The organism is Streptomyces sp. NPDC101237 (genome assembly GCF_044767465.1).
Lineage (GTDB): Bacteria > Actinomycetota > Actinomycetes > Streptomycetales > Streptomycetaceae > Streptomyces > Streptomyces gramineus.
The window spans coordinates 184,886-197,847 of the sequence record NZ_JBIWNY010000006.1 but is presented as its reverse complement, the minus strand read 5'-3'; the positions used below and the strand labels follow the sequence as shown (position 1 = coordinate 197,847).

The 12,962-nt window shown below is 71.0% G+C and carries 14 protein-coding genes; 8 read left to right on the top strand and 6 right to left on the bottom strand.

Going from position 1 to position 12,962, the window contains the following annotated elements:
* Positions 1–14: 14 nt before the first annotated feature.
* Positions 15–521, bottom strand: coding sequence for a hypothetical protein (locus ACIRQ9_RS12155; protein WP_404170442.1), 507 nt, complete (start codon positions 519–521; stop codon positions 15–17).
* Between the two features lie 132 nt (positions 522–653).
* Positions 654–1,649 (bottom strand): WD40 repeat domain-containing protein, encoded by a 996-nt coding sequence (locus ACIRQ9_RS12150; protein ID WP_404170439.1) that lies wholly within the window; start codon positions 1,647–1,649, stop codon positions 654–656.
* 94 nt (positions 1,650–1,743) lie between these two features.
* On the opposite strand from ACIRQ9_RS12150, the gene ACIRQ9_RS12145 reads away from it, so the two are divergent.
* The 5 genes from ACIRQ9_RS12145 to ACIRQ9_RS12125 all read left to right on the top strand — a co-directional run bounded on the left by ACIRQ9_RS12145 (position 1,744) and on the right by ACIRQ9_RS12125 (position 5,190).
* The gene (locus ACIRQ9_RS12145; RefSeq protein ID WP_404170436.1) at positions 1,744–2,427 is read left to right on the top strand and encodes an SGNH/GDSL hydrolase family protein; all 684 of its coding nucleotides are present in this window, start codon (positions 1,744–1,746) and stop codon (positions 2,425–2,427) included.
* An 87-nt stretch (positions 2,428–2,514) separates the two neighbouring features.
* Complete coding sequence (locus tag ACIRQ9_RS12140) at positions 2,515–3,108, top strand: Uma2 family endonuclease (protein ID WP_404170433.1); 594 nt, start codon at positions 2,515–2,517, stop codon at positions 3,106–3,108.
* A gap of 122 nt (positions 3,109–3,230) precedes the next feature.
* Positions 3,231–3,818, top strand: a complete 588-nt coding sequence (locus ACIRQ9_RS12135; protein ID WP_404170430.1) for a Uma2 family endonuclease — start codon at positions 3,231–3,233, stop codon at positions 3,816–3,818.
* Between the two features lie 93 nt (positions 3,819–3,911).
* Positions 3,912–4,130: a hypothetical protein gene (locus tag ACIRQ9_RS12130; RefSeq protein ID WP_404170427.1), complete on the top strand. Its 219-nt coding sequence runs from the start codon at positions 3,912–3,914 to the stop codon at positions 4,128–4,130.
* A gap of 67 nt (positions 4,131–4,197) precedes the next feature.
* Entirely contained in the window at positions 4,198–5,190 is a 993-nt protein-coding gene (locus tag ACIRQ9_RS12125; protein ID WP_404170907.1) for an aldo/keto reductase, read from the top strand.
* A gap of 197 nt (positions 5,191–5,387) precedes the next feature.
* On the opposite strand, the gene thpR is transcribed toward ACIRQ9_RS12125, so the two are convergent.
* The 3 genes from thpR to ACIRQ9_RS12110 all read right to left on the bottom strand — a co-directional run bounded on the left by thpR (position 5,388) and on the right by ACIRQ9_RS12110 (position 8,227).
* Positions 5,388–5,960, bottom strand: a complete 573-nt coding sequence (thpR, locus tag ACIRQ9_RS12120) for an RNA 2',3'-cyclic phosphodiesterase (protein ID WP_404170424.1) — start codon at positions 5,958–5,960, stop codon at positions 5,388–5,390.
* Positions 5,961–6,349: 389 nt separating this feature from the next.
* Entirely contained in the window at positions 6,350–7,624 is a 1,275-nt protein-coding gene (locus ACIRQ9_RS12115; protein WP_404170421.1) for an MFS transporter, read from the bottom strand.
* Positions 7,625–7,789: 165 nt separating this feature from the next.
* On the bottom strand, positions 7,790–8,227 hold the full coding sequence (locus ACIRQ9_RS12110) for a MarR family winged helix-turn-helix transcriptional regulator (protein WP_089101888.1): 438 nt from the start codon (positions 8,225–8,227) through the stop codon (positions 7,790–7,792).
* A 180-nt stretch (positions 8,228–8,407) separates the two neighbouring features.
* Here ACIRQ9_RS12110 and ACIRQ9_RS12105 point away from each other — a divergent pair, with 180 nt between their 5' ends.
* The gene (locus tag ACIRQ9_RS12105; protein WP_351321383.1) at positions 8,408–8,602 is read left to right on the top strand and encodes a ribbon-helix-helix protein, CopG family; all 195 of its coding nucleotides are present in this window, start codon (positions 8,408–8,410) and stop codon (positions 8,600–8,602) included.
* Positions 8,603–8,621: 19 nt separating this feature from the next.
* Here the strand turns inward: ACIRQ9_RS12105 and ACIRQ9_RS12100 are convergent, their stop codons facing one another.
* A complete protein-coding gene (locus ACIRQ9_RS12100; protein ID WP_404170417.1) occupies positions 8,622–10,073 on the bottom strand; it encodes an NCS2 family permease in 1,452 nt (483 codons plus the stop codon).
* A gap of 112 nt (positions 10,074–10,185) precedes the next feature.
* Between ACIRQ9_RS12100 and ACIRQ9_RS12095 the strand changes: the two genes are divergently transcribed.
* Positions 10,186–10,443, top strand: a complete 258-nt coding sequence (locus ACIRQ9_RS12095; protein WP_404170414.1) for a DUF2530 domain-containing protein — start codon at positions 10,186–10,188, stop codon at positions 10,441–10,443.
* Positions 10,444–10,554: 111 nt separating this feature from the next.
* Positions 10,555–12,954: an HAD-IC family P-type ATPase gene (locus ACIRQ9_RS12090; protein WP_404170412.1), complete on the top strand. Its 2,400-nt coding sequence runs from the start codon at positions 10,555–10,557 to the stop codon at positions 12,952–12,954.
* The last annotated feature ends 8 nt before the right edge of the window (positions 12,955–12,962 follow it).

Below are 12,962 nucleotides of genomic sequence, written 5' to 3'. Positions count from 1 at the left end.
TCCGCACCGGACCCTCAGGACGCCGGGGGGCCGACCGCGGCCGTGACGGCGCCGATCACGCCGTCGGCGGTGACGGTCACCGAGACCGTGACGGGCCGCACCCGGTCCGGCTCCACGGCCGGGGCGGGCGGGACGACCGGGGAGGTCAGGACGAGGGCGGGCCGCACGTGGAGGGTCGTGGTGGCCGCCGCCGAGAACGGCAGGCTGTCCCGCTGGCCGCCGGTCAGGCCGTACGTCCCGCCGCTCGGGTCGCCGGTGCCGGCGGCGCCGTCCAGGCTGCTGACGATCTGCGCGGTGCCGCCGCCGGCCGCGTCCGGCGCGGTGACGACGGTGACCACGAGGGTGCCCTTGAGGCGCACCTTCTCGCCCGGGCCCGCGAAGGTGCCGTCGACCGGCAGACCGACCGAGCGGTGCCGCGGAACCGGGGCGGGCGTGGCGGCGGCGGCCGCCGGGAGGGTCAGGCCCAGGGCGGCCGTGAGCAGGCAGATCCTCCCGGCCGGGCGCGGGGCGGTTCGGCGCATGGGAGCTCCCGTTCCGTGCGGCGCGGGGCGGTCGCGATGTGCCGTCCCCGGCCCGCGGGACCCCTCCAGCCTGCGCGGACCGGCCCGGCACCGCCGCTCCGGTGGGCCGGACGGGTGACGCCAGGACGGACGTCAGTCCCGGCGGCCGGGCGTGCGCCGCAGCAGACGCAGCCCGAGGAAGGCGAGCACGGCGACGCCGACGGCGACGGCGCCGACCTTGACCTTGCCGTTGGCGGCGCCGCCGTCTCCCGAGGCCGACGAACTCCCGCTGCCGGACGGCGACGTGCCGGCCGGGCCGCCGCCCGGCACGTCCTCGGCCTGCACGGGGCTGTCGGAGCCCTCGCTGCCGTACATCAGCCTGGTCCCGTCGGCGGAGTAGCTGACGGACTCGCCCTGCTTCTGGAGCGGCACGTCGAGCCGCCCCTCGCGCTTGATCCTGCCGCCGTTCCAGTCGTAGTAGATGCCGCCGAAGTAGCCGCGGACGGCGAGCTGCTTCCCGTCGGGCGAGAAGGCCGCGTCGGTGGCCCACAGATCGACGGTGGCCACCGGCTTGAAGACGTTGGTGCCGGAGGAGGACAGGGTCGCCGGGCCCTCGTAGAGGTGGCCGCCGTCCTCCTTCTTGTCGATGATGTACACCCGGCCGGTCTTCGGGTGGACGATCAGCGACTCGGCGTTCCGGGCGCCGTTCGCGTACTTGACGACGTACTGCGTGGCCCTGACCGTCTGGTCCCGGAGGACCTTCGGCTCGGGCAGCCGGTAGATCCACACGTACGGCCAGCTGCCGTCGAGGTTGTCGCCGATGTCGCCGACGTAGATCTGGTGGTCGGGTCCGATGGAGATGGCCTCCACGTCACGGGGCCTGCCGATGCCGCTGAGCGTCACCGTGGCGACGGTCTTCCCGGTGGCGCTGTCGACGGCGTAGATGTAGGGGCCGTCGTCGCTGTCGTTGTGGGTCCAGTAGATGCCGGGGTGCAGGTGGGAGGCGGCGAGACCGCTGGACTCGGTGATCCGCGGATCCGTGATCGTGAATCCCTTGTCGCCGGTGCCGTCGGCGGCGGAGGCGGGCGCGGCGGCGAGGGCACCCGTGAGCAGGATCCCGGCGAGGAGGGCGAACGGTCGTGGACGCATGGGCCCAAGCCTGCCATCCCGCGCTGTGCGCGGGCGCGGCGGACGTGTCGGTCCTCACACCCCACCGCTCCCGCTGATCGTCCATCATGAGCGGATGCTCAGGTTCATGCCCGTCGGGGACTCGATGACCATCGGCAGCACGGGCGAACACACATGGCGGTACCGCATGTGGCAGCACCTCTGCGCGACCTACGGCGGCCCGTTCACGCTGGTCGGCCCCCGCGAGACGCTGTACGACAAGCTCGCCGACGCGCCCGCCTCGTACGCCTACGCCGATCCCGGCTTCCCGCGCGCCCACCTGGCCGGCTGGGGCGAGGGCTGGCTGCACATGGCGCCGCTGATCGGCGAGGCGGTACGCGCCCACCGGGCCGACGTCCTCCTGGTCTCCCTCGGCCTGATCGACCTCGGCTTCTACACGAACGCGGAGCAGACGGCGGCGAACGCGCGGTCCTTCGTCGCCGCCGCCCGGGAGGCCAACCCGCGCGTGCGCATGGTGGTGCTGCCGGTGATCCCGAACATCCGGGCGGCGTCGGACGCGCAGTTCGCGGACCAGGTGAACCTCTTCAACGTGCTGCTGGCGAAGACCGTCGCCGACCTGGACGAGCCCCGCTCCCCGCTGCTGCTGGCCTCGCCCCCGCCGGCGTACGACATCGACACGGACACCTACGACGGCACCCACCCGAACGCGAACGGCGAACACCGGATCGCCGAGGCCTTCGCCGAGGCGATGTGGCAGGGCTGGGACCTGGGCGAGGAGTACGTGGCCGCAACGCCCTGACCGGATCCCGCCGTTGCCCGGTCACCGTACGTATCGTTGTACGGCGCGGCCGCAGCCCCCGGAGGGCGGCCGGGGAGGAGCGCCAGGATGACCGTCCTCGAAGACAGGATCGCGATGGCCGAGAGCGACGCCAACACCAAGCGCCTGGACGAGTGGTTCGAGCGCCTTGAGCGGATGCCCGTCCCCGAAGGATTCCGAGTCGAGATCGTCGGGGGCAACGTCCACATGGTGCCGCAGCGGAACACGCACTGGCAGATCATCCGCCAGATCCTGTGGGACATCGAAGACAGGTACGGCCGGAAGGCCAAGATCTTCTCGGACGTCCGGATCGACTTTCCCGGGCACGAGAACGGCTTCTGCCCGGACGTGGCCGTGCTCAAGGAATCGGCGAAGCCCGACGAGACGGGCCACTGGCGCTACCAGGACGTGGAGTTCGTCGCCGAGGTGATCTCGAACGGCACGGCCGCCAACGACTACGGCCCGAAGAGGACCGCCTACGCGGAGGCCGAGGTCCCCGTCTACGTCATCGCGGACCCCTACCAGGGACGCTGCCTGATCTACACCGACCCCAAGGACGGCGACTACGACGAGCCCACGCGCGTGGACTTCGGCACCGACCTCGACCTGACCGGCACACCGGTGGACCTCGTCATCAGGACCGACGACTTCCCCCGCGACTAGGACCCGGCGCACGCACACCCCGGCAACGCCCTGACCGGATCCCGCCGTTGCCCGGTCACCGTACGTATCGTTGTACAGCGCGGCCGCGTCCGTCCGTGGGGCGGCCGGGGAGGAGCGCCAGGATGACCGTCCTCGAAGACAGGATCGCGATGGCCGAGAGCGACGACGAGATCACGCTGGACGAGCTGTTCGAGCGGATCGAGAAGATGCCCGCCCCCGAGGGATACAAGGTCGAGATCGTCGAGGGGACCGTCGTCATGACGCCACAGCGGGACACCCACTGGGAGATCATCGCGGACATCTACGAGCAGTTGCGGACCAAGTACCCGCGCAAGCGGGTCAAGTCCGACGTCCGTGTCGACTACCCAGGGCATCTGAACGGGTTCGCGTCCGACGTGACCGTGGTGGCCGAGGGGGCGGCCAGGAACGCGAAGGGCCTGTGGCGCTACCAGGACGTCGAGTTCGTCGCGGAGGTCATCTCCCGGGGCACCGCGGCCAACGACTACGGCCTGAAGAAGGCCGCCTACGCCCAGGCCGAGGTCCCCGTCTACCTGATCGCCGACCCCTACCAGCGCCGCTGCCACGTCTACACGAACCCCAAGGGCGACGACTACGCGACCGAGACGAAGGTCGGCTTCGGGGACGCGGTGGATCTCACGGCCACGGCCGTCGGGCTCACCCTGAACACCGACGAGTTTCCGGTCGACTGACGCTGCGCGCGCACCGGAGTCGGGCGGTTTCCACGGGTTCCCTCGGCTAGGGTCGGCCGGGCCTGCCGTTCGCGCGAGCGAAGGTGGCTCCGGATGCCGGACCAGGGTCTCGACATGTCCGCCCTCGACGGCGGGTTCGCGCTGCCGGGCCCGGTGGCCGAAGGGGACGAGTTCGACGCACGGCCAGGACGTCTTCGACGCGCTCGGCGCCTCCCGCCGTCCCCCCGCCGCAGGTCCCGGGCCGAGACCGGGCTCCGGGCGGTCGGCGCGGACGCGGATCGGTGGCTCGACATCGCCCGCGTCTTCCTCTGAGGAACCCCGGACCGACCGGCCCCGAGTGCTTGCCTGGAGCGCACTCCAAGACGTTGGCTGGGTGACCATGAAGTACACGCAGCTCGGACGTACCGGACTCAAGGTCAGCCGACTCGTCCTCGGCACCATGAACTTCGGCCCGCAGACCGATGAGGCCGCCAGCCACGCGATCATGGACGCGGCGCTGGATGCCGGCATCAACTTCTTCGACACCGCCAATGTGTACGGGTGGGGCGAGAACAAGGGCCGGACCGAAGAGATCATCGGCAGCTGGTTCGCCAAGAGTCCCGCGCACCGCGACAAGGTCGTGCTCGCCACCAAGGTCTACGGCAACATGGCCGCCGAAGGCGATGCCTGGCCGAACCACGACAAGCTCTCCGCCGTCAACATCCGGCGGGCCGTCGACGCCAGCCTGAAGCGGCTGGGGACCGACCGCATCGACCTCTACCAGTTCCACCACATCGACCGCCGGACCCCCTTCGAGGAGATCTGGCAGGCGATCGACACCCTCATCGCGCAGGGCAAGATCCTGTACGTGGGGTCCTCCAACTTCCCCGGCTACAAGATCGCCCAGGCCAACGAGATCGCCGCCCGCCGCGGCGGCACGATCGGGCTGGTCAGCGAGCAGTGCCTGTACAACCTCGCCGAGCGGCGTGCCGAGATGGAGGTCATCCCGGCCGCGCAGGAGTACGGCCTCGGGGTCATCCCCTGGTCGCCGCTGCACGGCGGGCTGCTCGGCGGTGTGATCAAGAAGGAGGTGGCGGGCGGGCGCCGGGCCGGCGGCCGGGCCGCCGACGCTCTCGCCAACACCTCTCTCCGGGCCCAGGTCCAGGCCTACGAGGACCTGCTCGACAAGCACGGGGTGGCACCGGGCGAGGCCGCGCTGGCCTGGCTGCTCACGCGTCCCGGCGTGACCGGCCCGATCGTCGGTCCGCGCACCGGCGAGCAGCTGGAGTCCGCGCTGCGGGCCGTCGAGCTGGAGCTGAGCGAGGAACTGCTGGCCGGCCTGGACGAGATCTTCCCCGGTCCGGGGCCCTCTCCGGAGGCCTTCGCCTGGTAGCCGGCGTCGGGAACGAGGTCCCGTAGGGGGCCGGGGGACCGCGTGACCGGCCGTGTGCCGCCCGTGGCGGGCACGGCGGCCGCGGTTCCCCGGCCGGGCCTCACCTCATCGCCGACGCCACCGCGACGACGACGAACAACAGCACGAGCGCACCGGCCATGATCCGGTTCCGGGTCTTCGGGTCCACGGCACCGAGCCTAACCGCCCGCCCCCAGCTCCCAGGAAGCGACCACCTCGTACCGCGGCTGCTCCCCGGGCACTCCCGAGACCGGCAGGTCGCTGCGCACCAGCGCCAGCTCGCCGACCGTCCAGGTCCGGCTCGCGAACCCGGCGAGTTGCTCGACGTACGGCCCGGTCCGCACCGCGTCCCGGCTGCGCGCCACCGTCAGGTGGGCCTTGTAGCGGCGGTGCTCCCCCATCGGCACGCCCGCCTTCCGGGCCGCCGCCTCCGCGCGCTCGGCGAGGCGGCGCAGGGCGTCCAGATCCCCCCGCGCGCCCGCCCACAGGGCCCGCCCATGGCCGAACTGGCCGCCGCCCGCCACGGCCAGCTCGAAGGGCGCGGTGCGGTGCGCGGCCCGCTCCAGCCGCTCCACCAGGCCGGGTACGACGTCGTCCTCGACCTCGCCGTAGAAGGCGAGGGTGTAGTGCCAGCCGGGACGGCCGGTCCAGCGCAGCGTCTCCGCACCGGGCAGCCGCTTCAGCCGGTCGACCTCGGCGGCGAGCTCGGCGGCCGCCTCGGGCGGGGGCAGCACGGCGGCGAAGAGTCTCATGGGGACCAGCCTGCCATCACGGCGAGACGAGGATCACCCTCGCGGGGGGGCCGGCCCGGGAACGGGCGGGGGGCCAGGGACGACCTCACGGGACCAGGCCGATCGGACGGGACCCGGGCGATCGGACGGGACCCGGGGGGCCTACGAACGGAACCGGAGCGACGACCGTTCGGCACCGGAGCGACCGGACGGGGACCGGCCGTACGAAACCGGTCGGACGGGGACCGGTCGGACGGGGACCGACCGTACGGACCCGGCCGTACAGAACCGGTCGGACGGGGACCGGCCTGACGGGGACCGGCCGTACGGAACCGGGCTGACGGGATCACCGCGACCGGTACCGGTCCGGGGCGCGCGCCGCGTCTCCGTACCGGTACCGGGCGGGTGTCTCAGGCGGCCGCGGCCAGTTCCTCCCGCTCCTGGCGCGGGACGAACCGCACTCGCGGGTGGCCGCCGTACCAGCCGATCGACAGGCGCAGGTTGCCGACGCGGGCCAGGACCAGGCCGATCACCACGGCCGCCGCGGCCGCGATGGCGCCGCCCACCGCGAGACCGGCGCGGACGCCGTACGTGTCGGTGATCCAGCCGGCGATCGGCGCGCCGATGGGGGAGCCGCCCATGAACACCATCATGTACAGGGCCATCACCCGGCCGCGCATGGCCGGGTCGGTGCCCATCTGGACGGTGGTGTTGGCGGTGACGTTGACCGTCATGCCGAACATGCCGATCGGGACCATCAGCAGGGAGAACAGCCACAGGGACGGCGCGGTGGCCGCCACCAGCTCCAGGCCGCCGAAGGCCACGGCCGCCGCGAGCATCACCCGCAGCTTGGCCGTGCCGCGCCTGGCGGCGAGCAGCGCGCCGGCCAGGGAGCCGACCGCCATCAGGGTGTTGAAGAGGCTGTAGGAGCCGGCGCCCGCGTGGAAGACGTCGTCCGCGAAGGCCGAGAGGTAGACGGGGAAGTTGAAGCCGAAGGTGCCGATGAAGCCGACCAGGATGATCGTCCAGGTCAGGTCGGGGCGGCCGGCCACGTAGTGCAGGCCCTCCCGCAGCTGGCCCTTGCCTCTCGGCGCGCGCCGGACGGCGTGCAGGTCGCGCCCGCGCATCAGGAGCAGGCCGACGATGGGGGCGACGAAGGACAGGCCGTTGAAGAGGAACGCCCAGCCGGTGCCGACACCGGTGATCATCAGGCCGGCGACGGCGGGGCCGACCAGACGGGCCGACTGGAAGTTGGCGGAGTTCAGGCTGACCGCGTTCTGCAGCTGGTCGGGGCCGACCATCTCGGAGACGAAGGACTGGCGGGCCGGGTTGTCGACGACCGTGGCCAGGCCGACGAAGAAGGCGGCGAGGTAGACGTGCCAGACGTGCACGTGGCCGGAGAGGGTCAGCAGGGCGAGCGCGACGCCGGTCAGGGCCATGGCCGACTGGGTGACGAGGAGGGCGCGCCGCTTGTTCAGCCGGTCCACCAGGACTCCGCCGTAGAGGCCGAAGAGGAGCATCGGCAGGAACTGCAGGGCGGTGGTGACGCCGACCGCCGTCGCGGAGCCGGTGAGGCTGAGGACCAGCCAGTCCTGGGCGATCCGCTGCATCCAGGTGCCTATGTTGGAGACGACCTGGCCTGCGAAGAACAGGCGGTAGTTGCGGACCTTCAGCGAGCTGAACATCGAGGATCTGCGGGGGACGGGGGTAGTCGGGGCGGTCGGTGCGGGGGCGGAAGGTGCTCCGGGTCCCGTACTCAAAGTGCGTTCGCCTCCTCTTTCTCTGGCTGGTCGCCGCCGGGGCGCTCCAGCCGGTGCGCCCCTTCGGCCCACTCGCGGTGTGAAGGGGTCTTACAGATGTGCGAGCTTCTCCAGGACGGGGGCGGCGGCACGGAGCTTGGCCCATTCGTCCTCGTCCAGGCCGTCCACCAGACCGGCCAGGAACGCGTTGCGCTTGCGACGGCTCTCCTCGAGCATCGCCTCGGCCTGCTCGGTCCTGGTGACGACCTTCTGGCGCCGGTCCTCGGGGTGCGGCTCCAGACGGACCAGTCCCTTGGCTTCGAGCAGCGCCACGATGCGGGTCATCGAGGGCGGCTGCACATGCTCCTTGCGGGCCAGCTCACCAGGGGTGGCCTGCCCGCAGTTGGAGAGGGTGCCCAGCACCGACATCTCGGTGGGGCTCAGTGACTCGTCGACCCGCTGGTGCTTCAGCCGTCGCGAGAGTCGCATCACGGCGGAGCGGAGTGAGTTCACGGCGGCCGCGTCGTCGCCATGGGTAAGGTCCGGCATGTTCCTTAGAATAACTCATTACTCTTTCTAAGGACCACCCGGGGCACGCCGATGCGCCCGTGACCTCGGCCACCACATCCCGAGGCCCGGAGTCACCCGCAAAACATCGCGTCACCCGTACGAGTGAGTCGAATCCGGAAAGTCACGCATCGGGCGCCCCGATGTGGCGCCCTCGTATGCATGGGGACCAGTGTGCTCAGCCTGCGGATAGACAAAGAGCTGCTCGACCGGCTCCGGCACCATGCGGCGAAAAGAGGAATGAGCGTCCAGGACTACGTGGTCCGGACGCTCATTCGCGGCGACTTCGACGAGCGGTTCTCGGCCGCCGTCGAGGAGACGGAGAGGTTCTACGGCGATCAGGTCAAGGTCACGTGAGACCCGGACCCGGCCGGGATCAGGTCAGGCCCAGGGCCGGCATCAGGTAGTAGAAGGCGAACACGGCCGCGACCGCGTACATGGCCACCGGGATCTCCTTGGCCCGGCCGGCGGTCAGCCGCAGCACCACGAAGGTGATGAAGCCCATGCCGATGCCGTTCGTGATCGAGTAGGTGAACGGCATCATCACCATGGTCACGAAGGCCGGGATCGCGACGGTGTAGTCGGCCCAGTCGATCTCCTTGATCGAACCGGCCAGGATCAGGAAGCCCACCGCGAGCAGCGCCGGGGTGGCGGCCTGGGAGGGGACCATCGTGGCGATCGGCGTCAGGAACAGCGCGACGGCGAACAGCCCGCCGGTGACGACGTTGGCGAAGCCGGTCCGCGCCCCCTCACCGACACCGGCCGTCGACTCCACGAAGCAGGTGGTGGCCGAGGAGGAGCTGGCACCGCCGGCCGCGACCGCGACGCCGTCGATGAAGAGAACCTTGTTGATGCCCGGCATGTAGCCCTGGGCGTCGGTCAGCTTGGCCTCGTCGCTGACGCCCATGATCGTGCCCATGGCGTCGAAGAAGCAGGACAGCAGGACGGTGAAGACGAAGAGGATGCCGGTCAGTACGCCGACCTTGCCGAAGCCGCCGAACAGGCTGACCTTGCCGAGCAGGCCGAAGTCCGGGGTCGAGACGGGGTTGCCGGGCCACTTCGGGACGGTCAGGCCCCAGGTCGTCACATGGGCGACGGAGTTGATGACCAGCGCGAGCACGGTCATCGCGACGATGGAGATCAGGATCGCGCCGGAGACCTTGCGGACGATCAGCGCGAGGGTCAGCAGCGCGCCGAGCACGAAGACCAGGACCGGCCAGCCGTCGAGGTGACCGGTCGCGCCGAGCTGGAGCGGGACGGTGGTCTGGGCGACGTCCGGGATGCGGCTGACGAAGCCGGAGTCCACCAGGCCGATGAGCATGATGAACAGGCCGATGCCGATCGAGATCGCCTTGCGCAGGCTGTAGGGCACCGCGTTCATCACGCGCTCCCGCAGGCCGCTGGCCACCAGCAGCATCACGACGATGCCGGCCAGCACGACCATGCCCATGGCGTCGGGCCAGGACATCCGGGGCGCCAGCTGGAGGGCGACGACGGAGTTCACGCCGAGCCCGGCGGCGAGCGCGATCGGGACGTTGCCGATGACACCCATGAGCAGCGTGGTGAAGGCGGCGGTGACGACGGTCGCGGTGACCAGCTGCCCGTTGTCGAGCTGGTGGCCGTACATGTCCTTCGCGCTGCCGAGGATGATCGGGTTCAGCACGATGATGTAGGCCATCGCGAAGAACGTGGCGAAGCCGCCGCGCACCTCGCGGGCGAGGGTGCTGCCCCGCTCGGAGATCTTGAAGTAGCGGTCGAGCGCGCCGTACGCGGGGGTCGCACCCGGCTGTTCGGGGGCGGGGGCCTGAGTGGAAGCCGGGGTCGACATTGGAGGTTCCTACGATCAGAAGTAGCCAGACACAAACGGTTTCAGTATGAACATATGAGTCCCAGATCGCCATCTCCGCGCGTAGAACCCCGCGGTGCGTAAGCTGAGCACCATGGCGAAGTGGACCCCCCAGCACGAGGCACCGGAACCCCTGGAGGGACCCGTGGTGCCGACGATCATCGGCGGCACGATCCTCTGGTTCGTCCTCTTCCTGGTCCAGCTCCCCTTCTACGGCTGGTACGCCGACCACGGCCACACCTGGTGGGTGTGGACCTGCCTGGCCGGCGGCGGCCTCGGGCTGATCGGCATCTGGTACGTGAAGGGGCGCGACGCGGCCATCAAGCGCGCGGAGGCCGCCCGCACCCTGTAGAGGCCGCCCCGGGTCCGCTCTACGACCAGGGCAGGACTTCACTCCTCCCCTGGTCGGATCTTCCGGGCACTCGGCAGGTGAACACGCAAATCCGCACGTACCGTCGAACGTATGACGCACATCGACGCGGGCGCGGAACTCGACCCGGTGCATCCGGTCCCGCTGCCTCCCCCGGTCCGGCCCGGCGGACTGACCGCCGCCGAGGTCGCCGAGCGGATCGCGCGCGGCGAGGTGAACGACGTACCGGTGCGCAGCAGCCGCTCGTTCGGCGAGATCGTGCGCGCGAACGTCTTCACCCGGTTCAACGCGATCATCGGTGTGCTCTGGGTGGTCATGCTGGTGGTGGCGCCGATCCAGGACAGCCTGTTCGGCTTCGTGATCCTCGCCAACACGGGCATCGGCATCGTGCAGGAGTGGCGGGCCAAGAAGACGCTGGACTCGCTCGCGGTGATCGGCGAGTCACGGCCGACCGTGCGCCGCGACGGAGCCGCGGTGGAAGTGGCCACCAGTGAGATCGTCCTCGACGACCTCATCGAGGTCGGCCCCGGCGACAAGATCGTGGTGGACGGGGTCTGCGCCGAGGCCGACGGCCTGGAGATCGACGAGTCGCTGCTCACCGGCGAGGCGGACCCGGTCGTCAAACGCCACGGCGACCAGGTGATGTCGGGCAGTTTCGTGGTCGCGGGCGGCGGCGCCTTCGCCGCCACCAAGGTCGGCCGGGAGGCCTACGCGGCCCAGCTCGCCGAGGAGGCCTCGCGCTTCACGCTCGTCCACTCCGAACTGCGCACCGGCATCTCGACCATCCTCAAGTACGTGACCTGGATGATGGTCCCGGCCGCCGTCGGCCTGGTCGCCACCCAGCTCGTGGTCAAGAACAACGGCCTCAAGGACGCCGTCGCCCGCACGGTCGGCGGCATCGTCCCGATGGTCCCCGAGGGCCTCGTGCTGCTCACCTCGGTCGCCTTCGCGATCGGCGTGATCCGGCTGGGCCGCCGGCAGTGCCTGGTGCAGGAACTCCCCGCGATCGAGGGCCTGGCCCGCGTCGACACCGTCTGCCTGGACAAGACCGGCACGCTGACCGAGGGCGGCATGGACGTCACCGAGCTGCGGGCGCTGGACGGGGTGGACGAGGGGTACGTCCGCAAGGTGCTGGGCTCGCTCGGCGAGTCCGACCCGCGCCCGAACGCCTCCCTCCGGGCGATCATCGACGCCTACCCCGACAGCGAGGACTGGCGGTGCGTGGAGTCGCTGCCCTTCTCCTCCGCCCGCAAGTACAGCGGCGCCACCTTCAGCGAGGGCGACGGGGAGCTGAGCACCTGGCTGCTGGGGGCGCCGGACGTGCTGCTCGGCGCCGACGACCCGGCACTGGCCGAAACCGTGCGGCTCAACGAGGAAGGCCTGCGGGTGCTGCTCCTCGCCCGCGCCTCCCGGGACCTCGACCACGCCAGGGTCGCCGACGGCGCCCGGCCCACCGCCCTGGTGGTCCTGGAACAGCGGCTGCGCCCCGACGCCGCCGACACGCTCCGCTACTTCGCCGACCAGGAGGTCAAGGCGAAGGTGATCTCCGGCGACAACGCGGTGTCGGTCGGCGCGGTGGCCGCCAAGCTCGGCCTGAGCGGCAGGACGGTGGACGCGCGCCGGCTGCCCGAGGAGCCCGCGGAACTGGCCGAGGCGCTCGACGAGGGCACCGTCTTCGGTCGCGTCACCCCGCAGCAGAAACGGGACATGGTCGGGGCCTTGCAGTCCCGCGGGCACACGGTCGCGATGACGGGCGACGGCGTGAACGACGTACTCGCCCTGAAGGACGCGGACATCGGCGTCTCGATGGGCTCCGGCTCGGAGGCCACCCGGGCGGTCGCGCAGATCGTCCTGCTCGACAACAGCTTCGCCACGCTGCCCTCGGTGGTGGCCGAGGGGCGCCGGGTGATCGGCAACATCACCCGGGTCGCCACCCTGTTCCTGGTCAAGACGGTCTACTCGGTGCTGCTCGCGGTGCTCGTGGTCTGCTGGCAGGTCGAATACCCGTTCCTGCCCCGGCACTTGACGCTGCTGTCCACCCTCACCATCGGCATCCCGGCCTTCTTCCTGGCCCTCGCGCCCAACAAGGAGCGGGCCAGACCGCACTTCGTACGCCGCGTGATGCGCTACTCGGTCCCGGGCGGGGTGCTGGCCGGTGTCGCGACCTTCGTGACGTACCTGATCGCCCGCCACTACTACACGGGCTCCGGCTCCCTGGACGCGGAGACCAGCGCGGCGACCCTGACCCTGTTCCTGATCTCGATGTGGATCCTCGCGATCATCGCCCGCCCGTACACCTGGTGGCGGGTGGCGCTGGTGCTCTCGATGGGCGCGGCCTTCGTCCTCGTCCTCGCGGTACCGGCGCTGCAGAGCTTCTTCGCGCTGAAACTGGTGGGCACGGTGATGCCGTGGACCGCGGTCGGCGTGGCGGTGGTGGCGTCGGCGGTGCTGGAGGTGGTGTGGCGGTGGGTGGAGCGGCGGTTCCCGGTGTGAGCGCCGGA